The organism is Acidicapsa acidisoli (genome assembly GCF_025685625.1).
In the GTDB taxonomy this organism is placed as follows: domain Bacteria; phylum Acidobacteriota; class Terriglobia; order Terriglobales; family Acidobacteriaceae; genus Acidicapsa; species Acidicapsa acidisoli.
The window spans coordinates 744,028-766,864 of sequence record NZ_JAGSYI010000003.1 but is presented as its reverse complement, the minus strand read 5'-3'; the positions used below and the strand labels follow the sequence as shown (position 1 = coordinate 766,864).

At 59.0% G+C, this 22,837-nt stretch carries 23 protein-coding genes; 6 read left to right on the top strand and 17 right to left on the bottom strand.

Annotated elements, in window-relative coordinates:
• Positions 1-5 precede the first annotated feature (5 nt).
• The 3 genes from OHL23_RS21040 to OHL23_RS21030 form a co-directional block, all read right to left on the bottom strand.
• Positions 6-857: an ABC transporter permease gene (locus tag OHL23_RS21040; protein ID WP_317891712.1), complete on the bottom strand. Its 852-nt coding sequence runs from the start codon at positions 855-857 to the stop codon at positions 6-8.
• A complete protein-coding gene (locus OHL23_RS21035) occupies positions 850-1,791 on the bottom strand; it encodes an ATP-binding cassette domain-containing protein (RefSeq protein WP_263353930.1) in 942 nt (313 codons plus the stop codon). Before OHL23_RS21035 ends, OHL23_RS21040 begins: the two co-directional genes overlap by 8 nt.
• Positions 1,792-1,971: 180 nt before the next feature.
• Positions 1,972-2,859: a hypothetical protein gene (locus OHL23_RS21030; protein ID WP_263353929.1), complete on the bottom strand. Its 888-nt coding sequence runs from the start codon at positions 2,857-2,859 to the stop codon at positions 1,972-1,974.
• A 363-nt stretch (positions 2,860-3,222) separates the two neighbouring features.
• Here OHL23_RS21030 and OHL23_RS21025 point away from each other — a divergent pair, with 363 nt between their 5' ends.
• Both OHL23_RS21025 and OHL23_RS21020 read left to right on the top strand, forming a co-directional pair.
• Positions 3,223-4,497, top strand: a complete 1,275-nt coding sequence (locus tag OHL23_RS21025; RefSeq protein WP_263353928.1) for a GAF domain-containing SpoIIE family protein phosphatase — start codon at positions 3,223-3,225, stop codon at positions 4,495-4,497.
• 204 nt (positions 4,498-4,701) lie between these two features.
• Positions 4,702-6,405, top strand: a complete 1,704-nt coding sequence (locus OHL23_RS21020) for an alkaline phosphatase family protein (RefSeq protein ID WP_263353927.1) — start codon at positions 4,702-4,704, stop codon at positions 6,403-6,405.
• A 93-nt stretch (positions 6,406-6,498) separates the two neighbouring features.
• Here the strand turns inward: OHL23_RS21020 and OHL23_RS21015 are convergent, their stop codons facing one another.
• On the bottom strand, positions 6,499-7,509 hold the full coding sequence (locus tag OHL23_RS21015; protein WP_263353926.1) for a zinc-dependent alcohol dehydrogenase family protein: 1,011 nt from the start codon (positions 7,507-7,509) through the stop codon (positions 6,499-6,501).
• A 90-nt stretch (positions 7,510-7,599) separates the two neighbouring features.
• Here OHL23_RS21015 and OHL23_RS21010 point away from each other — a divergent pair, with 90 nt between their 5' ends.
• Positions 7,600-7,854: a hypothetical protein gene (locus OHL23_RS21010; protein ID WP_263353925.1), complete on the top strand. Its 255-nt coding sequence runs from the start codon at positions 7,600-7,602 to the stop codon at positions 7,852-7,854.
• Positions 7,855-7,872: 18 nt separating this feature from the next.
• Here OHL23_RS21010 and OHL23_RS21005 read toward each other — a convergent pair whose 3' ends face one another.
• Together OHL23_RS21005 and OHL23_RS21000 are read right to left on the bottom strand one after the other, a co-directional pair.
• Positions 7,873-8,667: an SDR family NAD(P)-dependent oxidoreductase gene (locus tag OHL23_RS21005; RefSeq protein WP_263353924.1), complete on the bottom strand. Its 795-nt coding sequence runs from the start codon at positions 8,665-8,667 to the stop codon at positions 7,873-7,875.
• Positions 8,668-8,755: 88 nt separating this feature from the next.
• Positions 8,756-9,649, bottom strand: a complete 894-nt coding sequence (locus OHL23_RS21000; protein ID WP_263353923.1) for an NAD(P)-dependent oxidoreductase — start codon at positions 9,647-9,649, stop codon at positions 8,756-8,758.
• Between the two features lie 93 nt (positions 9,650-9,742).
• Between OHL23_RS21000 and OHL23_RS20995 the strand changes: the two genes are divergently transcribed.
• The gene (locus tag OHL23_RS20995; RefSeq protein ID WP_263353922.1) at positions 9,743-10,525 is read left to right on the top strand and encodes a HipA family kinase; all 783 of its coding nucleotides are present in this window, start codon (positions 9,743-9,745) and stop codon (positions 10,523-10,525) included.
• Positions 10,509-10,889 (top strand): DUF3037 domain-containing protein, encoded by a 381-nt coding sequence (locus OHL23_RS20990; RefSeq protein ID WP_263353921.1) that lies wholly within the window; start codon positions 10,509-10,511, stop codon positions 10,887-10,889. Before OHL23_RS20995 ends, OHL23_RS20990 begins: the two co-directional genes overlap by 17 nt.
• Positions 10,890-10,905: 16 nt before the next feature.
• Here OHL23_RS20990 and OHL23_RS20985 read toward each other — a convergent pair whose 3' ends face one another.
• The 7 genes from OHL23_RS20985 to OHL23_RS20955 all read right to left on the bottom strand — a co-directional run bounded on the left by OHL23_RS20985 (position 10,906) and on the right by OHL23_RS20955 (position 20,026).
• Complete coding sequence (locus tag OHL23_RS20985) at positions 10,906-11,586, bottom strand: response regulator transcription factor (RefSeq protein WP_263353920.1); 681 nt, start codon at positions 11,584-11,586, stop codon at positions 10,906-10,908.
• Between the two features lie 80 nt (positions 11,587-11,666).
• Positions 11,667-12,455 carry a response regulator gene (locus OHL23_RS20980; RefSeq protein WP_263353919.1) on the bottom strand — a complete coding sequence of 263 codons (789 nt, stop codon included), beginning with the start codon at positions 12,453-12,455 and terminating at the stop codon, positions 11,667-11,669.
• 64 nt (positions 12,456-12,519) lie between these two features.
• A complete protein-coding gene (locus tag OHL23_RS20975; protein WP_263353918.1) occupies positions 12,520-13,827 on the bottom strand; it encodes a YncE family protein in 1,308 nt (435 codons plus the stop codon).
• A 32-nt stretch (positions 13,828-13,859) separates the two neighbouring features.
• Positions 13,860-16,616 (bottom strand): DNA translocase FtsK, encoded by a 2,757-nt coding sequence (locus tag OHL23_RS20970; protein WP_263353917.1) that lies wholly within the window; start codon positions 16,614-16,616, stop codon positions 13,860-13,862.
• 494 nt (positions 16,617-17,110) lie between these two features.
• Complete coding sequence (locus OHL23_RS20965) at positions 17,111-17,554, bottom strand: hypothetical protein (protein ID WP_263353916.1); 444 nt, start codon at positions 17,552-17,554, stop codon at positions 17,111-17,113.
• 457 nt (positions 17,555-18,011) lie between these two features.
• Positions 18,012-18,893 carry an undecaprenyl-diphosphate phosphatase gene (locus tag OHL23_RS20960; protein WP_263353915.1) on the bottom strand — a complete coding sequence of 294 codons (882 nt, stop codon included), beginning with the start codon at positions 18,891-18,893 and terminating at the stop codon, positions 18,012-18,014.
• A gap of 128 nt (positions 18,894-19,021) precedes the next feature.
• Positions 19,022-20,026 carry a hypothetical protein gene (locus tag OHL23_RS20955; protein ID WP_263353914.1) on the bottom strand — a complete coding sequence of 335 codons (1,005 nt, stop codon included), beginning with the start codon at positions 20,024-20,026 and terminating at the stop codon, positions 19,022-19,024.
• A gap of 187 nt (positions 20,027-20,213) precedes the next feature.
• On the opposite strand from OHL23_RS20955, the gene OHL23_RS20950 reads away from it, so the two are divergent.
• Entirely contained in the window at positions 20,214-20,432 is a 219-nt protein-coding gene (locus OHL23_RS20950; protein ID WP_263353913.1) for a hypothetical protein, read from the top strand.
• Positions 20,433-20,589: 157 nt separating this feature from the next.
• Here the strand turns inward: OHL23_RS20950 and OHL23_RS20945 are convergent, their stop codons facing one another.
• Genes OHL23_RS20945 through OHL23_RS20930 form a run of 4 tightly spaced genes read right to left on the bottom strand, consistent with a single transcriptional unit; the run spans position 20,590 to position 22,826 of the window.
• A complete protein-coding gene (locus tag OHL23_RS20945; protein WP_263353912.1) occupies positions 20,590-21,021 on the bottom strand; it encodes a TA system VapC family ribonuclease toxin in 432 nt (143 codons plus the stop codon).
• Positions 20,999-21,232 (bottom strand): hypothetical protein, encoded by a 234-nt coding sequence (locus OHL23_RS20940; RefSeq protein ID WP_263353911.1) that lies wholly within the window; start codon positions 21,230-21,232, stop codon positions 20,999-21,001. Before OHL23_RS20940 ends, OHL23_RS20945 begins: the two co-directional genes overlap by 23 nt.
• A 59-nt stretch (positions 21,233-21,291) precedes the next feature.
• Positions 21,292-22,305, bottom strand: a complete 1,014-nt coding sequence (locus OHL23_RS20935; protein ID WP_263353910.1) for a threonine ammonia-lyase — start codon at positions 22,303-22,305, stop codon at positions 21,292-21,294.
• On the bottom strand, positions 22,302-22,826 hold the full coding sequence (locus OHL23_RS20930) for a hypothetical protein (RefSeq protein WP_263353909.1): 525 nt from the start codon (positions 22,824-22,826) through the stop codon (positions 22,302-22,304). Before OHL23_RS20930 ends, OHL23_RS20935 begins: the two co-directional genes overlap by 4 nt.
• Positions 22,827-22,837 lie beyond the last annotated feature (11 nt).

The following is a 22,837-nucleotide window of genomic DNA, read 5'->3' as shown; positions in this document are numbered from 1 at the left end:
GCGCGTCAGGAAATGACCCGGCGCAGAAAGCCTCGCACACCAAACCGGCCCAGAATTGCCAGAAAGAACGTCAACGCAAGCAGAATAGCCCATACCGGCATGTGTTGGACACCGGGAGTGACCGCCGCACGGAGCCCCTCACTGATATATACGATGGGATTGAAGAGTACCGCAATCTGCAACCAGCGTAGTTCTTTCAGGTAGGCCCACGGGTAATAGACGCATCCCAAAAAGGTTATCGGCACTACAATGATGGAAAAAACCAGTCCGATCTGCTTCGGGCTTACGATCGAACCGATGGCGAGGCCGAGCGAGCCCGCGAGCAGACTGGCCATAATCAGCACAAGAATGAATAGAAACCAGTTGTGAATGTCGGGATAGACAGGCGTCGCCGGAATCCAGATGGCCATGGGAATGACCAGAAGCGCGCCGATGATGCTCTGCATCGCCGAAAAACAGACCTTTTCCAACGCAACGGCCCAGACAGAAACCGGACACATCACGCGGTCATCGATTTCGCGGGTGATGCCGAATTCGGTCGACAGGGGTAGGGCCACGGCGGCGATTCCGCTGAACATGATGGCCACAGCCATCAGCCCCGGCAACAGGACCGTTCCGAATGCGGGACCCGCTCCGGCGGCCATCGGGTTGCCCCCGGACATGCGCGGCATGATGAAGGTGAAGACAAAGAGAAAGAGCAGGGGCTGCATACCGACACGCAGGATGAAGGGCGCAAGTTCGCGGCTCAGGACGCGCAGATCGCGCAGGTACAGGCCCAGAAATGACCGCAGGAACAGGGCGCTGCGCGCGGGGGGGCGGGCTAGATTGATGCTTGGATTCATGGTCGGGCTACTCACGCAGATCCCTCCCAGTCAGGTGGATGAAGACTGTCTCAAGACTCGGCTCGGTGATGGCAATATCGCGCAGACCCAGACGGGCGCTGGTCTGGATGATTTCGGGCAGCAGGCCATCGACGCTGCCCGCAAAGACCCGCAATCCCTCTGGCGTCGTTTCCGCCGACCGCACGCCCTCACGCCGACGCAGATCCTCGGCTACCGACTCCGCGCCTTCCATGTTCCGTAGTTTCAGGTCGATGATCGTCTGGGCGCCAAAGGTGTCTTTCAGTTTCTGCGGTGAACCGAGAGCGAGCATCCGGCCGCGGTCGACGATGCCGACGCGGTCGCTCAATTCGTCGGCTTCTTCCATGTAGTGCGTGGTCAAAACGACGGTGATTCCTTCCTTGCGCAAGCCCTGCACCGCGGTCCACATGGCGATGCGGCTCTGCGGGTCGAGCCCAGCGCTTGGCTCATCGAGGAAGAGCACCGTGGGCCGATGGGCGATTGCGCGGGCGATCTGAACGCGCTGCGCCAGACCGCCGGAGAGCTGGTTGGGATATGCCTTACTGCGCTCCGTCAGCAGAAACTGCGCCAGCAATTCGTTGCTGCGCAACTTGGCCTCGGAATGCGAAAAACCGAAGTAGCGGCAGTGGAAGTAGAGGTTTTCGTAGATCGAGAGCGAGCGGTCGAGCGTGTTGAACTGGGGCACGACGCCGATAAATTGCCGCGCATGCGCCGGATGCTTAACCACGTCGATCCCGGCAATGCGAACGACTCCGCTGGTCGGCAGCGTGCGTGTGGTGCAGATACCGATGGCGGTTGTCTTTCCGGCTCCATTGGGGCCAAGGAGGCCGAAAATCTCGCCCTGCTGGACCTCAAGGTCTATGCCGTCCACGGCCACTACACGCTGCTTGCCCTCGTAGACCTTGGTTAAGGATTCAATTTTGACAATCAACGCATACTCGCTCTGGGAGGAATACTCTGCCTTCTCAGATTACAGTACCGGTGATTACGATTGGGTCGAGAGGAAATTCCCGCTGTTGGCCTGCGCAGTCGGACAACACTCGGACAAACGCAACGGGCCGGAGTCAGACTCCGGCCCGTTGCGCATCGACGACGGTCTTCGCCGCCAGGTTTACTGGGGTCCTCCGCCTGTGGCGGCAAGGGCAATTACCATTTGTGTCCCGCCCTCTAACTGGATATCTTTCTTCGCACCGAGCAGGATGCTGGAAGCCTGAGCCATTCTGGGATCTTGCTGCCCCGTTTCGTTGTTAGCCAACAACACGCCCGGAATCGATGTGGTGCGGATGGCTATATTGCCGTTGGTCGCAACGACAGTTCCCGCCGCGGGAATATTGCTTCCTGCGGGGACTGCTCCAGCGGCGCCGCCTGCGCCTTGCGGCGCTCCGACCGCCGGGGTGCTGCTACTCGCCGGATTCGCGCTTGTTCTTGGGCCGTTTGCAGCAAGCCCGCTCGGGGCTCCGCCGGGCGAAACTGCACCGGGCATGGCTGCGGCGGACCCGTTATCCAATGCTTCGCTCGCAGGTGGCGCAATTGACTGAATCTGTGAATGGACCGCCAGGCTCTGGCCGCCCTTTAGCTCAACATGGTCAATTTGGAGCGCTACCTGGGAGTTCTCTCCGGCCCCGCTCGGTTTCACGGCGACGACATGGCCCATGAGCTTTGACCCCTTGGGAATCTCGGTTCCGTCCGCTGTCTTTACAGACGCCTTGGTTTTAACGACGACGTTATCGCCCGTCTTGGCGGTCTTTGAGTCCAGTTTGCTCTCAAGTTCGCCGTTGACTGGACTCATTACGGCGGCAGGGGACGACTCTGGGCTCGAATTGGGGCTTGCGGCCGTGGCTGCCGGCTGCGAAGGAGCCGTCGTTTCAGGAGGGTTCTGTTGGGCAGTGGGATTGGCCGGTGGACTGGCTGGGGATGGTTGCTGCGATGGCTGCTGTGCCAGGAGGGGGAAGCTTGTCAGAGCTAATAGGGCGGTCACAAGCGCTGTGCCTGTTTTCATGAAATACCTCCGTTGGTTCCCACGCTTCCGTATCCTCGCGTGACACGGTCGTGAAGGTCTCGGGATAAATAAGTTGCAAATGCCGTGCCAAACCGACGCTTTCAGCGCAGATCTCCGCAAGGGATTGACGTGGAATCAGTTGGCCTTGGGTCGCGTATGACGGGCGTAACTGCAAAGTCATGATTTGGAGGGAATTCTCTTCACGATCGAGTAATTCTTACCCGGTCGAGATTTCCCTCTCGGCGGACGCGCGAAAGCAGCATTCGGAAACCGGAACATGCCGATCTCAAATAGATTGCATCGCGTCTCCGACCTGTACATCTACTCCGTAATCCATATCTTGTGGTTCAATGGAGGCAACCTATGGCCACCTTGTTCCCTGACGTTCAGACCAGCCACGCCATCCCGCCGCGCATTCACTCGTCCGGCGATTTCGTTCAGACGCTGATGAAGCTGCAGCGGGCTACGCATCTGATCGCCTCCGCCCTCGATCTCGAATCCATTCTCGATCGCGTGGTCAATGACATCGCCGCCTCGCTTGGAAACATTAAGGTTGCGATATGGCTCCGTGACGGCGAAACAGACGATATGGTCCTGCAGGAAGTGTGTGGCTGCACGGTGTGCCAGAAGGGTATGCGCCTGCAAATCGGCAAGTGCGGCATGGTGGGCCACGTGGCGGCTACGGGCAGAATGCGATATGCCCGCGATGTTCACCAGGACGCTTACTATATCGCCTGCGAACCCGCAACAAACTCGGAAGTCAGCATCCCGCTCAAAGCTGGTGGTCAGGTTATCGGCGTTCTTTGCGTTGACCATCACGAGATCGACGCCTTTTCCGAGGACCAGCTCCAGGTGCTTCAGGCGCTAGCCGGCCACATTGCCATCGCCATCGAAAACGCGCGTCTCTTCATGCGCGAACGCTGTGAGCGCGAACGCATGCAGCGGGAATCGGCCGACGCCCGCGCCATCCAACAAGCGCTTTTTCTGAAGCCGGTGCCGCTCATCCCCGGCTTTGCGTTTGAAACGGCCTGGCATCCCGCGGGAGACGTCGCCGGGGACTGGTTCGATTTCATCGATCTTGGTCAGCAGCGTTACGGAATCGCTCTGGCCGACGTCTCCGGCAAGGGCATGTCGGCTGGTCTCCTCATGTCCGCCACTCGCGCCATCCTGCGCTCGCTCGCGCCTCTCTATGCATCTCCGGCTGAAACGCTCGAGCACTTGAACAGGATACTCACCGAAGATTTCCCGCCGGGCAAGTTCGTCACCATGGTCTACGGAGTGCTCGACGTCAACTCCCGCGAACTCACCCTGGCCAGCGCCGGACACCTTCGTCCCTTGCTGATCAATCATCACTGTGCGTTTCTTGATTTAGATACAGGCCTGCCGCTTGGCCTCGGTGCGTCCTCCTACCCGCAGTGCACGATCACGCTCTCTCCCGGCACCAAGTTGCTGCTTTATACCGACGGCATCACGGAAGCCATGGATAGCAACGAGGAAGACTACGGACCGGCTCGCCTGATTGAGCACTTTCTGCAATCCGACGCATGTGTAGACGGCCTCATCGCGGAGGTCCAGCACTTCGGTGGAGGATCGGACCAAAGTGACGACGCAACCGCTGTTCTCATCCGCAGCCGATAGGCTCTGCAGGACTTGCTCAATCCGGATCGGACGGGGCAGAGCATTGCGGAATCGGCGCGGAGCGCTTCGAGAGCGCTCACATACTACACCCGCCAAGTCGCTGATTGCACGCACATTATTCGCGACTAAATTGACGCAAGATTCATAATTCAGCAATCCCTTTTCGGGTCTCCGCTTGCTAGCATCCGGTGCCAAGGAGGGGATATGAAAAAGACATCCCTGTTGATTTTGTCCATGGCCGTTTTCGCGGCGGCTAATGCGACGGCGCAAAGCAATGAAAAGGATTGGCATCACGGCCAAATCCGCCACGTACTGTTGATCAGTGTCGATGGCATGCATGCCGTTGATTTCAAGAACTGCTCGGAAGGCATCTCCGTAATCAACAACGGCGCTCCCTACTGCCCCAATCTTGCCGCTCTTGCCACGACGGGGATCAACTACGTGGGCGCGAGCACTTCGAAGCCATCCGATTCCTTTCCCGGCCTGATGAGCATCGTTACCGGCGCGACTCCTCGCACCATGGGCATCTACTACGACGTTGCGTATGATCGCTCGCTCGATGCGCCGGCGAAGACGACCGGCAACGGTCTCTCTTCAGGTCCATGCACTTCTGGAGCTGCGCCTACCGGCACGACGACCGAGTACGAGGAAGGCATCGATCTCGACCAGACCAAGGTGAATGGTGGCGCAAGCGGCGCGGGGCTGACGGATGGCGGCATTGCCTCGATCGACCCCACGCGTCTGGTTCGCGACCCCAAGAACGGCTGCGCTCCCGTGTGGCCCTGGAATTTCGTTCGCACCAACACGATCTTCAGCGTGATCCACGCGGCTGGCGGATACACAGCCTGGTCGGACAAGCATCCTGCGTATTCTTCCGTTGCGGGGCCCAATCCTCTCGGCGCGGGCGCTCTGGACGATTTTTACGCGCCTGAGATCAATTCCAATGTCGTTGGTCTGCCGGGCGTCAGCACCCCGGAGGGCGTTTCGTGCGCTGTCGTCCGCGATCCTGGCTCCGATATTACCGCTTGGACCAACAGCTTCGAGAACATCCAGTGCTACGACACGCTCAAGGTCAATGCAATTCTCAATGAAATCGCGGGCAAGACCCACGACGGCAAATCGGCCCATACACCGACGATCTTCGGCATGAACTTCCAGGCCGTCAGCGTCGGCCAGAAGCTGGTTGAGTCGAGCAACTCCACGACCGGCGGTTATCGGGACGCGGCAGGAACGCCAACCCCGGCGCTGCTCAGCGAATTCCAATATATCGACGACTCCATCGGAGAAATGATCAATGCCATCAAGGACAACGGCCTCTACGAGTCGACCCTGATCATCATCACGGCCAAGCACGGGCAATCACCGATCGATCCCAAGTTCTATAACCCGATTCTGAACACCGGCACCTCCCCGGCGACGCTGCTTGCCAGTCTGCTGCCCACCTCGGAGAATCCCAATACGCCGGGCGGCATCGGTCCGACGGAAGATGATGTCTCGCTGCTTTGGCTAGCCAACTCCGCTAATACCCTGGGCGCTGTATCGACTCTCGAGTCGAACATCACCAAGGCGGGGATCGGGCAGATCTTTGACGCCCGTTCCCTCGCGCTGAACTACAACGTCCCTGGCCTGCCGCCCAACGGCGATCCTCGCACGCCCGACATCATCGTTACGCCCAATGTCGGCGTTGTCTATACGGGCAGCAACAAGAAGCTGTCGGAACACGGCGGATTTGGGCATGACGACACCAATGTGATCCTGTTGGTCTCCAACCCCGCCATCGCGCCGAAAACAGTGTATTCGGGCGTCGGAACCAACCAGGTTGCACCTACGATTCTCGATTCGCTTGGCCTTGACCCCAAGAGTCTTGATGGTGTTCGCCTGGAAGGAACGGCAGTATTGCCTCGGTAATACTCGAAGATCCGCTACGACTGAAACGCAAAAATGCGCGGGCGTCTTTCCGAGATGCCCGCGCATTTTTCGTTCGCACCGATTTCGGTTCGATTACTCCGCTGAGATCACGATCTTGCCGAAGTGGCCTGCGCCTTCCATGCGGCGCAGGGCGGCAGGAGCCTCGGCGAAGGCGAAGACCGAGTCGACGGCAGGCTTAAGTCCTGCCTGAGCGACGGCCTTGTTCATCGCTACAAAGTCGGCGCGAGATCCAACGTAAACGCCCTGAATCCGGATTTGCCGCGAGAGGATCGGGCGAACATCCACGGCCTCGGCCACGCCCGAGAGCACGCCGATCTGGGCCACGGTTCCTTCGGGCCGAACGGCTCGAATCGCGCGCGGCAGGGTCCCAGATCCGCCGACTTCGACCACCAGGTCCACGCCCGTGCCGCCGGTCTGCTCCAAAGCCCACTTCTCCCAGTCGGGATTGGTGCGGTAGTTGAGTCCGGCGTCTAATCCCAGAGTTTTTGCGCGCTCCAGTTTTTCGTCGCTGCTCGAGATGCCGAGAACCCGCGCGCCGGCCATTTTGGCGAACTGCAGCGCGAAGATCGAAACGCCGCCCGTGCCCTGAATCAGCACGGTATCTCCGGGCTGCGTATCGGTGGCCTTGAAGAGCGCACTCCAGGCTGTCACCGCTGCGCAGGGAAGCGTTGCGCCTTCCTGGTAGCTCAGGTGATCGGGAATGCGCACCAGGCCGGATTCAGCGAGCGCGACCTCCGTGGTCAGCATTCCGTCAATATCGCCGCCCAACGCGCCTTTCGCTTTGGCTGCGGTGTGACGGCCATCCTGCCAGTTCTGCATGAAGATTCCGGCCACGCGATCGCCAGCCTTCCATTGCGTGACTCCTGCTCCCACAGCCACTACTTCACCCGCCCCATCGGAACAAGGTACGCGCGGCATTGCGAGGCGCGGGTTATAGAGGCCCTTGACGACCATCAAGTCACGGTAATTGAGCGAGATAGCGTGGACGCGCACGAGTACCTGGCCTGGTCCGGGTTGCGAGGAGGGTTTTTCAGAAAGGACAAGCGAATCGATGCCGAAGGCGGGAATTTGCCACTGCTGCAAGGGGGTCTCCTATAACTCTGGGTGATTCGATGCGCACGGGATGAGACGCGATTCCGCCCGATCCACGTAGAATCGAAGTACAATCAAAGCATGGCACGTGGTTGGGAAAGCAAATCGGTGGAGGAGCAAATGGCAACAAGCCAGCAGCAGTCGTCCATATTTTCCGGCAGCGCGCAGGATCTCCGGAAGCAACAAGTGGATAAAGCTCATCGCACTCGTCAGATTCAGGAATTGAACCTGCAACGGGAATTCATTCTATCGCAACGTACATCAAATCCTGGCCGGAGAGCGGCTTTGGAAGCCGCCCTGGCGCATATAGAGGCACAGATTCAAGCGTTAAATTAACATCCTTTGCGACTGAAACTAACGCGTATTGCCTGTGGTTCCAGTCTGTTCGCGGTGAAACATCAACGAATTGGCCTGCGTCACGGAGGTCATCAGGACGTGCGCAATATTCACGTGCGCAGGTCTGGCGACTGCCCAGACGATTGCATCGGCCACGTCCTCCGGCGTGAGCGGCACTACGCCCTGGTAGACCTTGGCGGCACGGGACTCATCGCCGCGAAAGCGAACCTTGCTGAAGTCTGTTTCCACCATGCCGGGATCGATGCTCGTTACGCGAACTGGCGTCCCGAGCAGATCCTGGCGCAGGCCGTCGTTGATTGACTTCTCCGCTGCCTTGGTGGCGCAATAGACCGCTCCGCCGGGGTAGGGAAGCTCGCCTGCGGTGGAGCCGAGGTTCACGATGTGGCCCGAACCGCGCTCCACCATGCCCGGCACGACGGCGCGGGTCACATAAAGCAGCCCCTTGACGTTGGTGTCGATCATCTCTTCCCAGTCGTCGATCTGGCCCTGATAGAGCTTGTCCAATCCGCGGCTCAGCCCGGCGTTGTTCACCAGGATGTCGATTGAGGACCACTCGGCGGGCAAAGCTGCGATTGAGGCGCCCACGGCGGCATGATCCCGCACATCCAAGTCAAAGGTTTGGACGGCCTGCGCGCCTTTGACTAAAGCTTGTTCAGCGACGATATCTACTTTTTCCTTGCGGCGGGCGCATAGAAGCAGCCGGGCTCCTTCGGCGGCGAAGGCGTAGGCTGTGGCCTCGCCGATTCCGGCGCTGGCCCCGGTGATGAAGACGGTTTTTCCAGAAATACTCATGTTTTTATCGTATCCAATCTGAAGCAGGGATTTGCCGATGAGAGCGATCGGCAATAGTTGAGGTTTATTCAAGTCCGCCGGAAATACATTACCGGTGCGCGGCCAGTTCAGCCGACGCAAGCATACCACTGGGCCAGTCGGCACGCGCGAGCCCTGCGGCAAGGGCGTCCGCAAACCGGTCGGCCATGCTTTCGGCGATGGCAAGCCGGACTTTGCCTGCTTCGGCCGCTTCGAGAAACAGCTTCAGATCCTTGACTCCCAGCGCGATGGTGGCTCCCGGCTGCGCGGGAGGCTCCAGCATCACCTTGCTGTAAGCGGCATAAAAGGGTGATTGAAAGAGCGCAGAGTTCACCGTTTCGAGCATGGTGGCAGGATCGATGCCGCTCGCCTTTGCGAAGACGACCGCCTCGCTCAACGACTGGATCATCATCGTAATCAGAAAATTGCCCGCGAGCTTGACGGCATGAGCTTGTGAAGGCCGCGAACCTGCCACGGAAATGCCGCGGCTGAGCGGCTCCAGAATGGGCCGTGCTTTGGCGACGGCCTCGTCTGTGCCCGCGACGACGATCCACAGACGGCCCTCGGCGGCCACGTTGGGACGGCCGAAAACGGGCGCAGCCACATATTGCTGCCTGCGCAACGCATGTTCCTGAGCAAGCCGCTCGGAGAGCGCAACGCTGATGGTGCTGCAGGCGATGTGCAGCGCGCCTGCGTCCAGAGCTGCAATCGCACCGTCAGAGCCATTTGCGCTGAGCAGCACTTCTTCATTGGCTGCGTCGTCGAAGAGCATTGAAACGATAGCATCCTTGCTGCGCGCGGCTTCGGTGGGAGTTTTTGCAATTGCCGCGCCTTCGGCGGCGAGTGCTTCTGCCGCCGGAGGTGTCCGGTTCCATACCGTTACATCATGACCTGCAGCGATGAGCCGTCGAGCCATCAGCGAACCCATCTTGCCCAATCCTAGAAAGCCGATCTTCAAAGTCAATTCCTCTCCTGAGAGATTCCCCTCGTTTCTGATGCCGCAGCCGCTCGACTGGATAGAGGTAGGCGCATCGCCTCATCGTAAACTGGTGGCTGCATGATCCGAACTGTGACCGCGACCCGTTATGTGCTGCCGCTGCGCGAAGGCGGTTCGCTGCCCGCCATTGTTGAGGCGGACGATCTCGGAATCTACGTGGCAAAGTTTCGCGGAGCGGGGCAAGGCGTAAGCGCGCTTGTGGCCGAGCTGGTCGCGGGCGAAATTGGCCGGGCGCTGGGACTGCCTGTTCCCGAGATCGTCCTCATTGAGATGGACGCGGCTTTGAGCCGCAACGAGCCGGATTATGAGATTCGTCAACTGCTCAAAGCCAGTGTCGGGCTGAACCTCGCGCTCGATTATCTACCCGGCTCGACGATGTTCGATCCTGCGGCGCGGGATGCCGCTTCGGCAGAGGAAGCGTCGTTGATTGTATGGTTCGACGCGTTTACACAGAACGTGGATCGCACCCCGAGAAACGCCAATCTGCTGGTATGGCATCGCAGGCTCTACCTGATCGATCATGGCGCAGCACTGTATTTCCACCACAACTGGGAGACAATGCCGAGCAAGATCGAATCCGCATTTGCGGAGACAGCTCACCACATTCTTTTGCCGTGGGCATCGCGGATTGAGCAGGCTTCGGCCCATGCGCATGCACGGCTGACGCGGGAGATTTTCGAGGGAGTTCTGGATCTTGTTCCGGACGAGTGGCTGGACGACGGCCGCACAGCGCTGACCCCGGCGCAAAAGCGGGCGGCGTACGCGGACTTCTTCGTCAGGCGGCTTGCTGCTTCAAGGATCTTTGAAGAGGAGGCGATGCGCGCGCATGCCCAGCTCGTTTGATTACGCTGTAATTCGCGTAGTGCCTCGCGTGGAGCGGCAGGAGTTCATCAACGCCGGAGTTGTCGTCTTCTGCCTGGAAAAGAAATTCCTGGCGGCTCGCATTCACCTCGACGAGGCGCGCCTGAAGGCACTGTGGCCGGGAACGGACGTCGAGCTCGTCCGCGAGCATCTGGAAGCGATTTCCCGTATCTGCGCCGGGGACGAATCCGCTGGCCCGATAGCAAAGCTCTCGCAGCGGGAGCGCTTCCATTGGCTCATTTCTCCGCGCAGCACCATCATCCAGCCGTCGCCGGTGCACACAGGCCTATGTGAAAACACCGACGATCTGCCGGAACGGCTGGCGAAGCAGCTTCTCGATATTTGAAAACGGGGCAAGTCTTCTACGACGGCGTGACTAATTGATGCGCAATCGCAAACAGAGCCAGTTCCAGGCGCGTTGAAACGCCGGTTTTGTCGAAGATATTCGATAGATGCCGCTTGACCGTCTCCTCGCTCAACGTGAATTGCTTGGCGATGTCGCGATTGCTGCAGCCTTCCACGATGCAGCCTACTACTTCAAGCTCTCGCGGAGTCAGTCCATAGGTCTTGCGCTGCGGTACGGCGGCCTGCTGCATCAGCGTGTGGAGCGCGCTGACCAGGTTGACGACGCGCTTGCCGCCGATCCAGTAATCTCCGGCGATCACGGTTTTGATCGCGGTCTGCAGATGGTCCGACAGCGCGTCCTTGAGGACGATGCCGCGCGCGCCGATCTGTAGAGCTTCGATGATCTGCTGCGTGCTGATGAGCGAGGTGAGAAGGATGATCTTGACCGTCGGCGTCCCGTTCATGATGGCGCGCATCGCTTCGAGACCGGGCAAGCGCGGCATCTGCACGTCCAGCAACAGAATATCCGGCTCAAGCTCAAGCGTCTGAGTGATCGCCTCATCTCCATCCGAGGCCTCGCCTACTACTTCGAAACCTGGATTTGCGGAGAGCATATTGCGCACGCCGATGCGTACGACAGGATGGTCATCCGCCAGCACAATGCGAATCTGGCGATCATTTCTTTCAGTCCGATCCATTCGAGCTATACCTCCCCGTTTACGCCCATCTTCAACCGCAGCGATTTCCAGTTATCCAGCCTGGAAATTGTAGTTTCAGGTTACTCCAGTAATCCATTCCCAAGCATACCTTGCAACTCGCTCAGTGCGAAGTGTAATTGCGACAGTTCTTTTAGCCAAGTCTCTGGCCGGTTACTATTTTCCAATCGAGCGGCGGCTGCGGTGGCGATTGAAAACCCAACCATGGCGCAACCGCCTTTGATTGTGTGTGCGATTCGCGATACTTCCGTCGTGTTTCCGGCGTCGATGGCGGCGGCAAGTGTTACCAGCCGAGTTTTCATATCCGAGGCCACGGCGGTGTAGATCTCCAATACCGCTGATGCGGACATCATGGCTCGAAGCTTGCCGAGCACGATTGGATCAATTAAGAGGTCTGCCTCTGCGGTTACGGAAGGCAGATCCGATGCGGCAACCAAATTCGCTTCCGGAACAGCTGCTGAGCCCGCTGGCGCTGTTGCGGAGCTTCCGCCTTCTAGGAGCGCGATGAGAGCGTCTACTTCGACGGGCTTCAACAGAAATCCGTCGGTGGCTTGGCGCAGCTCTGCGCTCACTTCGCTGCCGCTGATGGCGATGAGCTGTGCATCGCTTAGACGGCGTAGTTCCGTCACCAGCTCCGGACCGCTCAGCCCCGGCATCTGGGAATCCATCAGGATGACTTCCGGCAGCACTGCGCTGGTCTTGAGAAACTCCAGCGCCTTTGCGCCATCCTCGGCGCAGTCAACCGGATACCTCTTCATCTCAAGCACTGTCGATAGCACTTCGAGGCTGATGACGTCGTCGTCAATCAGCAGAATTCTGGGAAACGCTGAGCTTGCATTGGGATGCGCCATCCCGTCTAGTTTGCCACTTCAAACCGGTTCATCGGGATGGAAAAGCGAGTTTGGCGCGGTCGGCTTAATTTCCAACGACAAGGACCTGGAAGCTGCCGGCTACCGGAGCCTCTTTTAGACCACCGATGCCGCCATTGTGCGTGAGATCGAATCCCGTTATGTTGGTGACCAGATAAACCTCGCCGGAGACCGGGTTGACAGCCAGCGTTCGCGCCCGCGCCCGCGTCGGCAACTCCTGAATTACGGCGTACGAGTCGGTCAGGTGCTGGCGAATGACGGTCAGGCTGCCTACCCCGCCGCCGTTCGACGCGTAGATTAGCCCCCGGTTCGCATCGTAGCCGATTGCATCTGTTCCCGCGCCAATCGGAAGCGACGCGACGAGCTGCCCGTTGGTGGAGTTCAGCACCTGCAACTTCATGTTGTCGCAGGCGGTGAACAACCGCAGGTTGGCGCTGTCGACGGCTAGACCTTTTGGGGCCTGACAATCCTGGCCGAGCCGAAAGACGTGCAGCGCCTTGGGAATCGGCTGTACATCCAGAGCGGTATCGCTCCAGTCAATTGTCACAGAGGTCGCGGACGGATCGACAGGTTCGGATTTAGCGGCGGCAGGCTTAACAGCATCGGGCGAACTGTTGCCAGACAGGGTGCGCAAGTGCGATCCGATGCCTTGCGCATTGAAGTAGGCAATCTGGCTGCGATCCGTAATGTTCACATACACGGTGCCCTTGCCGTCGGTCTGCGCATAGCCGAGTTTGCCAGGCAGAAGCAAATCCGCAAGCGGCTTCCGGGAATCCGCGTCAATCACTGTCACGGTCGATTTGACGAGCGGGTCGGATGAGGTGACAATCCGCTGTCCGCTGCTTGTGCGTCTCGGAATCCTGCTCTCTTCCGCCGTGGCCGGGCAGATGACAAAAACCAACCGGCTTGCTGGCTCAAAGACGATGGCGCGCGGATTCTTGCCGGTAGGAATTCTGGCCACGACCGCCAGCGTCTCCCGGTCAAAGACCTTGACATCATTGGACGGCCCATCGCTGACATAGCCGTACTGGCCATTGCTGTCGAGGGCGATGCCATGCGCATCGCGCATTCCCGCTATCTCGCCGGCGACCGTGCCTGCATCCACGTCCACTACTTGCACGACGGGGCCATGAGCGATGTAGAGTTGCAGTGAATCCGGGTCGAGCGTCAGGTAATCCCAGTTACCTTCGCCGCCGATGTTCCATGTTTTCTTGATGACAAATGGCTGCCCCGGCAACTCAGTCGCCTGCGGAGTCTGCGCCGCCAGACCGGCGCAGGCCAGAAGACAGATTGCCAGCCAGACCATGCGCGTTGGGGCCAGAACTCGACGCATCGCAGTTTGTTCCTCAGCCATTTTGACGCTCTTTCGACGCCCTGCGCTCACATTTATTCCATTGCGGTCGGAACCTCATGCAGCCAGCCGGGATGCTTCAGCAGTTCCCGAGGGCGCGAACCGTCCGCCGGACCGACCAGCCCGTCGCGCTCCATCAGGTCAATTAAGTGCGCGGCGCGGCCGTAGCCGATACGCAGCCGCCTCTGGAGCAGGGAAGTCGAAGCTTTGCCGAACTCGAAGACCAGACGAACTGCGTCGTCGAACAACTCGTCGTCATCCCCCTCAGCCGATCCGTCGCCCTCCATCTCCTTGCGCTCTTCCCGGGGAGCTTCGAGGAAGCCTTCGACATATTCGGCCTCGCCCTGCGCCTTCCAGAAATCGACGACGGCGGCGGTCTCCTTTTCGCTGACGTACGGCGCATGAAGCCGCATCAGCCGCGAAGTTCCCGGCGGACGGAAGAGCATGTCGCCGCGACCGAGCAGCGACTCGGCTCCGTTGTCGTCGATGATTGTTCGCGAATCGACCTTCGACGCGAGCCGGAAGCTGATGCGCGTTGGCACGTTGGCCTTGATGAGGCCAGTGATGACGTCGACCGAGGGCCGCTGCGTCGCCAGAACCAGATGAATGCCGACCGCACGGGCCATCTGCGCCAGTCGCGTGATGGATTCCTCGACGTTGGCCCGGTCAAGCATCATCAGATCGGCCAACTCGTCGATGATGATGACGATGAACGGCAGCGGCGTTTCTTCCTCGCCAGCTTCCGTAAACAGGCTGGCCATTCCGGACTCCAAGAGCTTGGCGTTGTACTGGTCGATATTGCGCACGCTGCGGCTGGCCAGCAGCTTGAGCCGCCGCTCCATCTCGCGGACAGCATTGCGCAGGGCATTGGCCGCAAGCTTCGCCTCGGTGATGATCGGCGTGAAGAGGTGCGGAATGCCCTCGTACATTCCCAGTTCCACGCGCTTCGGATCGACGAGAATCAGCCGTACCTGCGCCGGAGTTGTCCGAAAGAGGAGTGACATGATCATGGCGTTGATGGCCACCGACTTACCTGATCCTGTAGAACCGGCTATCAGCACGTGGGGCATCCCCGCCAGATCCGCGGTTACGATGCGGCCGTTGATGTCCTTGCCCATGGCGAGGGTCAGGCGCGACTTCGCCTTGGCAAATGTCTCGGACTCGATTACGTCGCGCAGGTGAATCGTCTCGCGGTCGTGGTTGGGCACCTGGATGCCGATGTGGCTGGTGCCCGCCATGCGCTCGATCAGGATGCTCTCGGCCCGCATCGCCAGGCAGAGATCGTCGCCTAAACCGGCCACACGGCTGTATTTCACGCTGGCGTCAGGCTTGAATTCGTATGTCGTGACCATGGGGCCGGGATTGATCTGCACAACCTGCCCGTTGACCTTGAACTCGGCGCATTTTTCGACCAGCTTGCGGGCTTCTTCGCGCAGCATGTCTTCGCGGATCGCCAGCGGCTCCTCGCCCTGGTTGAGCAGCGTGCTGGGCGGCAGTTTGAATCCGCTGACATTCTTGGGAGCCACGGTCGTCGTGCGCAGATCCGCGTCGGCTCGCTCGTGGATCGGCAGGCTTTCCGGCGGCGGAGCGGCGGCCCGTGCGCGCGCTGCCGCTGACGGGGCTGACGGTGCTGCCGCAGCGATTGGCGCAATCGGCGAATAGGCCGAAGCGTTCGCCTCCGCAGGCTCTCTCGCGGCTTCTTCCGCAGCTTCCTTCGCCCGTCCGCGCAGGGGCATTCGGACAACATCTCCAAAACTGTCAGACTCGGCATCAGGTGTCGCGCCTGAAAAGGCCGAAACGTTCGAGACTCTGCCCGCAATCGGCACCACTTCTTCCTGTTCTTCCGCCTGGTGAGCCGGGTGAGTTGGATGAGCCGAATAGGCAGCCGGGGCCTGTGACGCTTCGCGCTTCTCCCAGATGCTTGGCCGGTGGGCGCTGCGGTAGTCGGGCCGGGCTGCTTCAATGGCACCGTTGGCGTCTTCGCTCCGGCTGGCCATGCGCTGAAACGCGGGCACTTCGTCGAGCAGATCTTCGTCGGAGCGACTTCGGCGGCGCATGAATCCGAAGAGACGCGCGAATATGCCGGGTTCGCGAACATCCTCGTCCATCTCGTCCTCGGCATCCATTGGCCCGCGTTCGGCTGCCCGGATCGCAGCTTCCTCCGCTCTGCGATCGGCCCGGTCGGCCTGCCAGTGCCGCCAGCGATCATGCCATGCCCCGAGTTGAATCGACCGTTCCTGGCTCCACTCCCAAGCCGCGCGGAAACTGAAATTCGAGCCAAGGTACAGTCCACCGGCAGCCACCACACCGGCCACAATCCATGCCCCGGTCAAATTCAGGTAGCCGGTCAGGAAGTCGGCCATCAGGCGGCCGGTCACACCCTCGATGGGCATTGCATGGAGCCAGTGCCAATGCCAGGGAATCAGCCCGATTACCGCGGGCAGAAATGCCAGGGTCAAAATCACGCCCGTCCAGCGCAGCCACGCCACGCCATTGGACTGGGAACGAACCCACACCCAGCCTAGGCCGCCCAACCAAAGAGGAAGAGCAAAGGCTGTGATTCCAAATGTCTGCAGCAGCACGTCGCTGAGATACGCGCCCGAGGGGCCGACCAGGTTGCGCACCGCATGGGGGCCGGTGACGCCGGTTGAAGAATTGAAGGATGGATCAGAGGAATGATACGTGACGAGAGACAGCAGGAGGAGCGCCGCGGCAAGCATGAGCACCACTCCCAGAAGCATGTTCAGGGGGCGATTGCGCGTAGGCGTCTGGGCAATACGAATGGGTTTCATGGCAGGGACGCAACCGTATCGGCTGCCCGCTTCTATCTATTCAGCGAGCCAGAAAACGGTCGAAAACCCCAGAGCAGTTCCTATTATCGCTTTTGCTGGACCCGATCTCACTCGAAACCGAGGCAAAGATGACTCAGGGGAACCTTGCTGCGAACCCCCGGAGCACTGAGTCGCCCTGCCAGTGATCGCGCGATGCGAGCCAATGGCAATCTGAGGCCCCGCACCCCGCTTCGAATTCCTCCGCATCTCCCGGGCGGCCATCACCGGGAGCGTGCCATGGGCTCAGGAGCAAAATCCGAGCGGGGAAGGACACTTTCCTGCTTCGGTGTTGACCGTTGGGCTGGTCGTCACCAAGCCGGAGTTCTTCTCCAACTGTTGCTTTCCGGCATACTGAGACACACTGACATCCACCTCTAACTTCCGGGATAAAGATAATTTCCTGGAGTTTGAATTTATCGAAAGCCAACTAATCTCTGCCGGAATCAGAAGGAGTGTTACATGCCAGCGTGAGTTGCCGGAACAGTTACCTGCTGGGCCGCTGCTTCCATTGTGAGATGCTTTTCGTGCTTATATCCGACGACTTCATCTCCATATGCGCTGCCGCCGTCGAAGATGTTCTCGAGAGAGAAGCGGTCGCCAACCTTCTCGAATATAAGTTCGCTATTTTCAGGTGCCTGCTTGGCCTGGTCGGATTCTACAATGAAAAGTGCGGATTTCCGGCCATCGATGCTTCTGATTTCCATTTCGGAAGGAACAAGCGTATCGACGCTTCGGATGGTATATGTGCCCGCCGGGAAGACGGCAAGGCCGGCCTGGAACTGAAACGGAATTGTAGCTTGAACGGTATCGATAACCTGAGCCTTCGCAACACCAGCACCGCCGGCGAGAATGAGACCGAGATAAAGGACTGCACTAACAGACTTCTTATTGAACAACAACTTTCCTCCTCATTTGCCCGCAACAGATCTCTTACTACGGTCAGCGTCTGTTGCCTGGCTTCTATTCGATGCAACAGAAAAAGCGCACGAACCATGGCGAGCGCTGCCGCGAGCGCCGCTTCGATTGAACGGAAATCCAATAAAATCAATAAGTTGCAGAAATGGAGGCTAACGTCATGATGGCGATAAGAGGCATTAAATCATGCACTTACGGGATAAGTGATCAAAACGTTCAGAATTATGATCGTTTTATTCTATTTCTGTTATAAGTAAATCTGAATAAGTATTTTATATTCTGTTATTACTTGTTGAATCTAAGTTGGGTTAGTGATTTTCGGGCTTATTCGAGGTCGAAAGATCGATGAGATTGAATCCGAATGCGCCTGTACCGCATCGCCCTGCGGAGCAAGAGAGCCAGGCAAGTGCGAACGAGCGCCGACTAGCAAAACCCGCTTGATCACTGCATGTTCAGAAACCGCTTCCCTAAAGTGAGTAGGATCATTGCCAGCACAATTCTATAAACGGCAAAGAGAACAAGCCCGTGCCTGCGCACCCATTGCAGAAACCATTCCACCACGCCAAGCGCCACGATGAATGATACAAACAGGCCGATTACCAGCACGATCCAGCGCTCGGTGTTCATTACCAGCGGCTTGACTAACTCTGCAGCTTCCGCTGCCGAAGGGTGGAGAACTTCCTTGTAGAGATCCCATCCGGTGGCCGCAATCATCGTCGGAATCGAGAGCAAAAAGCTGAACTCCAGCGCTGTGGAACGGGTTAGCCCGACGAGCTGGCCGGATGCGATCGTCGACATCGAACGGGATGTACCCGGAAAGACAGCCGAAAGCGTCTGGCAGAGACCAACGAAGATCGCCTGCACCAGGTTCATCTCTTCCACATCGACGGTCCCGGCCTCATGCCGCACTGTCCAGGCATCGATGATCCACATCACCACGCCGCCAATCAGCAGTGCAAAGGCCATCAGTTGCAGGCTCTCAAGGTTCTTGCTGATCAGCTTCTTCAGCAGCAGCGCGGGGACTGAGGTACACGCAAAGGCGATAAGAGTGAGCGAAATCGGATGGTTCCATATCGTGCGATTGCCATTTTCCCCGGCGGGGAAGGTGCGCACGAACTCGATAATCCGCCCCATAAACAGTAAACAGAGGGCCACAATTGCGCCCAGTTGGATCACGATCGTGTACATCTTCCAGTAAGCGTCGGTGAGATCGATATGGAGCAGCGCTTCGGCGATGCGCAGATGCGCGGTCGAGCTTACCGGCAAAAACTCCGTCAACCCCTCCACGATGCCCAGCAGAACTGACATGAGATAACTGTTCAATATTCCTCCGTGCTCGGATAAGGGCTCTTACTGACCGCCATGGAGGCTGAGTCCGTAGGGGCAAGCTTGAATGGAAAGGCTTTGCTGACTTCAGGATACGCGAATCCGGCATCCAGCCTCGAAGGAAATCATTCGCGATCGGAGCCGTACACCGCGATTCCCTGTTCGCATTTGAAGACCAGAGCAGCCGCGCGCGCGGTGTAATCCGATGCGGGGAACTTCTTTTCGAGTTCGCCGGCCAGTTCTTTGGCGTGATTGCGCGCAGCGTCGCTCTTCTTGTCGTTTCCGTCTGCCGCATACATATCGCCCAGTACTGCCTGCCGGTAAGTAGCCTGATAGAGCGCCTGCGCTGTTCGCGGACCATCGGGATACTCGGAGGCGTACTTTTCGTAATAATCGGCTTCTTTCTCAGGACACTTCGCCTGCCCCTGCCAATCGCCGCACAGCTTATTGTCGATCATCTCGAAGGCTGCGTTATCGGCTTGTTTGGAATGCGGATAGAGCTTGATGATTTTCTTCAACTCGCTGTCATCGAGTTGTTCGCGCAGATACGCGTCGCGCTCCTTGGAGGATGGCAGCCGCGCCGCATCCGCCTTTTGAAACTGCCAGCGGATGTCGGCGGCACGCCACGCCGCCTCGGCCGCCAGTTGCGAATTGGGGAAGAACTCGACCAGCCGCCGGTAGAGAAGCCGTGCCGCCTGCCCGGCGTTGCGCGGTCCGCGCGCGTCCTCGGCGAGGATTTCCATCGTGGCCGCTTCGCCCATCAGTACTTTGTCGCCATCGGGAGTTGTCTCGCGCACTACGCCGCGTGCCTGGATCCATCCGGAGACGGGCGGTGTGACGGTATCGTGCCCATAGATGGGAGCGTCTTTTTCGTTGACCTCTTCGACGTCGGTATTGGCGAAGACGCGTATCCATGGCCCGCTGGATTCGGCAATCACCAGCTCGCGCCCTTCCTGAACGCGATCCACTTTCTGCGAGGAAGTATCCGGCTCGACATAGAGCGGCGTCTCACGCAGGATCGTGGCGCGCGGGCCTGCCATCGGCTTCACCTGCGGCTTGTCCGCGCCAAGGCTGGGTATCGAGGCGGAAAACAATATGGCAGCGGCGACATATATGGCAGAGGTTTTCACAGAACAGATCATATAAGAAGGACGTCCGTCCGAGGTGGTCGTAACCTTCAGGGGAAACTATCGTAATTCGATAAAGCAAACTTTCGAGGGGTTGCAAGAATGCCTTGTCGCGAAGCCTAATACATATAGGCTAGTACGGCACGATTCAGGGTCTTGGCCTAAAAAAATCGTGCACGTAAGGATAGAAATGACGAAATCAGTCCGGTATGTTCCTTTTGTGTTTGCTTTGGTCCTCTGTCTTTCGAGTTTTGCCTCAGCCGATCCCGGCAACGGGAAGGGAATCGGTGAAGGGCACGGAAAAGGCAACCCGCATACGGCTCCGGAGATCGATCCGAGTCTGATGCTGGGCGCTCTTACGCTAATCGGCGGAACGGTTGTTGTGCAGCGTTCCCGCCGCGCAAAGTAGACAAAGTCTGCCATTCCCGGGCTTCGACGGGAATGGCAGCACCGAGTCAATACGGGCGATTCTGTTCGCGACCTTCCTAGAAGCCGTTGAATTACCGATATGGGCGTCTGCAAGCTTCTCCGACGCTATGTTCCCGCCGCTCAAAGTGATATTTCAGTCAGCTAAGCAGGATTGCGCCCTTCACCTGTCCGGCGAGGGCACGGTCAAATGTAACGAGTTTCAAGTTTGCGGATTCGGCGAAGGCCGCGAGGTAGGCGTCGGCCCAGGCTTTTGGAGAAGGAGAATTCAGCCGGGTGTTTATTCGAAGGGCCGACTCCATCCCCGAAGGTTCTTGAGCGAAAGTAGCCTGACCTGAATCGATCCAACGATCAAAGATCTGCCAGCACTGCGGTTGGCTCAGTACCTCGTCCGCCATGACCGCCACCGTGCTGAGCAGACGAAAGAGGCCCAACTGAGTGTTACGGCAAAATATCAGCGCCGATGAGGTGTCTTGCGCGGAATACCATTCGACTGCGGCGCGACTGTGGATATGACGGCTGTAATTCAGGGCAAGCCACACGTTCACATCAGGGAAAATCGATGATCTCATAGATTTTTTCGCTGTCGATATCCAACGTACCTGGCCTTGCCGACCGGATCAGCGGTAGTTTCAATCGCCTTGCTGGAGCGCGCTCCGCTCTCTTCTCCAAAACGAGAGCGAGGCCGTCCAAAACCATCTGCCTGAGAGTGGTGTCATCCTCAATGGCAACGGTTCTGACATTCTTGTAAAGATCGTCAGGGAGGTCAATCGTGGTACGCATAGAGGCATATTAGCATATTTATGGCTAACACGCCGGACTGCGAGTGGGAGCATCTGGAATCAGTCTCGTTCCAACAACACATCCGCCAGCATTTCCGGCGCGACATTTCCGCCGCTCACTATCGCCACAGCCTGACGATATTCGGGCAGTTCATGCCCATGAAAGAGCAGCGCAGCCGTGGTGACCGCTCCGCTCGGCTCGGGAACCAGGCGCGTGGTCGCGACAATGGCCCGCATCGCCGCTCGAATTTCGGCTTCGGTGACCAGAATGATGCGGTCCACGAACGTCTGAATGTGAGCAAAGTTTCGTACGCCGACGCTCTGCGTGCGCAGCCCATCGGCGATCGTCCGGCTGGTCAGCTCGGCGCCCCAGGTCACGATCTCACCCTTGGCAAAGCTCTCGGCGGTGTCGCCAGCCAGCTCCGGCTCGACGCCGATGACGACTGCGCCGGGACGCAACTGCCGCACCGCCGCTGAAACCCCGCTCAGCAACCCTCCGCCACTTACCGGGCTGAGCACCAGATCCACATCCGGCAGCGCCTCCACGATTTCAAGACCGCAGGTAGCCTGTCCGGCAATAATCGCCTCATCGTCATAGGGCGGAATGACCACATACCCGTACTTTGCGACCAGTTCTTCCGACTTGGCCAGCCGTTCGCTCGAAGCGACGCCGACCTCGACGATCTCGGCGCCGAGAGCAAGGGTCGCCGCTCGCTTGATAGCAGGAGCGTTCGACGGCATGACGATTACGGCTTTTGCGCCGACTTCGCGGGCCGCGTAAGCCACCCCCTGCGCGTGATTCCCGCTTGAGTAGGTAATTACCCCGCGCGCGATTTCTTCGGAAGTCAGCTGCAGAATCTTGTTCGCAGCGCCCCGCAGCTTGAAGCTGCCGATGGGTTGCAGGCTCTCCGCCTTGAGCCAGACCTGTTTTTCGGAAGCAGTACCGAGGGTCTGCCCGCTCAAGGCGGGGAACGGCGCCCGCAAAAGAGGCGTCCAGGAGGCTATACCGGAGATGCGCGCGGCGGCCTCGCGAATGGTTTTCAGGGAAATCAGAGATTCAGTGGCAGTGCTCACGGCAAATACCTCGCAGGGATAGTTTCGGCCGGCGTCTCAGCTTCCCATAGGATTTCGATCACACGCCATCGGTTGCCGTCGTTGATTGCCTGAATGCTGTTGATCCCCCGCACTTGGGCTTTTCCGTCTGGCGTCGGCCGAACTTCGTAGGTGCTCCATAGATGCGCGATATGGCCGTAAATGTCCGAGGAAACCTTTACCTGTCGCTCATAGAAGGCTGCGCTGCCGCGCTTGCGGACGGCCTCGATCCATCCGTCCACGGTGAGGATATGCGGCGTGTAGCTGCCATCTTGCGCTTTAGCCAGGGGGCTCAACCGCGCTTCGGGCAGCAGTAGCGCCTTCAGGCAGGCGCGGTCCTTGTCTCCGGGGCCGCTCACGGCGTCGTCGATGGCTTTGATCAGCTCATCCAGCGTCCCTGAGGGCAGGCAAGTGACAGACGCAGCAGGTGGCGGAGCCTGCGCACGAAGCTGCTGCGTCAGAAAAGCGCCAGCGAGTAACAAAGACAGGGAAATCTTCTTCATAACGCGATTTT

Excerpts from the sequence above, each read along its gene's own strand:
- OHL23_RS21030 (WP_263353929.1), bottom strand. The coding sequence starts at position 2,859 with ATGAAAACAGGCACAGCGCTTGTGACCGCCCTATTAGCTCTGACAAGC.
- OHL23_RS21025 (WP_263353928.1), top strand. The coding sequence starts at position 3,223 with ATGGCCACCTTGTTCCCTGACGTTCAGACCAGCCACGCCATCCCGCCG.
- OHL23_RS21020 (WP_263353927.1), top strand. The coding sequence starts at position 4,702 with ATGAAAAAGACATCCCTGTTGATTTTGTCCATGGCCGTTTTCGCGGCG.
- OHL23_RS21010 (WP_263353925.1), top strand. The coding sequence starts at position 7,600 with ATGGCACGTGGTTGGGAAAGCAAATCGGTGGAGGAGCAAATGGCAACA.
- OHL23_RS21005 (WP_263353924.1), bottom strand. The coding sequence starts at position 8,667 with ATGAGTATTTCTGGAAAAACCGTCTTCATCACCGGGGCCAGCGCCGGA.
- OHL23_RS20995 (WP_263353922.1), top strand. The coding sequence starts at position 9,743 with ATGATCCGAACTGTGACCGCGACCCGTTATGTGCTGCCGCTGCGCGAA.
- OHL23_RS20990 (WP_263353921.1), top strand. The coding sequence starts at position 10,509 with ATGCCCAGCTCGTTTGATTACGCTGTAATTCGCGTAGTGCCTCGCGTG.
- OHL23_RS20985 (WP_263353920.1), bottom strand. The coding sequence starts at position 11,586 with ATGGATCGGACTGAAAGAAATGATCGCCAGATTCGCATTGTGCTGGCG.
- OHL23_RS20980 (WP_263353919.1), bottom strand. The coding sequence starts at position 12,455 with ATGGCGCATCCCAATGCAAGCTCAGCGTTTCCCAGAATTCTGCTGATT.
- OHL23_RS20975 (WP_263353918.1), bottom strand. The coding sequence starts at position 13,827 with ATGGCTGAGGAACAAACTGCGATGCGTCGAGTTCTGGCCCCAACGCGC.
- OHL23_RS20970 (WP_263353917.1), bottom strand. The coding sequence starts at position 16,616 with ATGAAACCCATTCGTATTGCCCAGACGCCTACGCGCAATCGCCCCCTG.
- OHL23_RS20950 (WP_263353913.1), top strand. The coding sequence starts at position 20,214 with ATGACGAAATCAGTCCGGTATGTTCCTTTTGTGTTTGCTTTGGTCCTC.
- OHL23_RS20945 (WP_263353912.1), bottom strand. The coding sequence starts at position 21,021 with ATGAGATCATCGATTTTCCCTGATGTGAACGTGTGGCTTGCCCTGAAT.
- OHL23_RS20940 (WP_263353911.1), bottom strand. The coding sequence starts at position 21,232 with ATGCGTACCACGATTGACCTCCCTGACGATCTTTACAAGAATGTCAGA.
- OHL23_RS20930 (WP_263353909.1), bottom strand. The coding sequence starts at position 22,826 with ATGAAGAAGATTTCCCTGTCTTTGTTACTCGCTGGCGCTTTTCTGACG.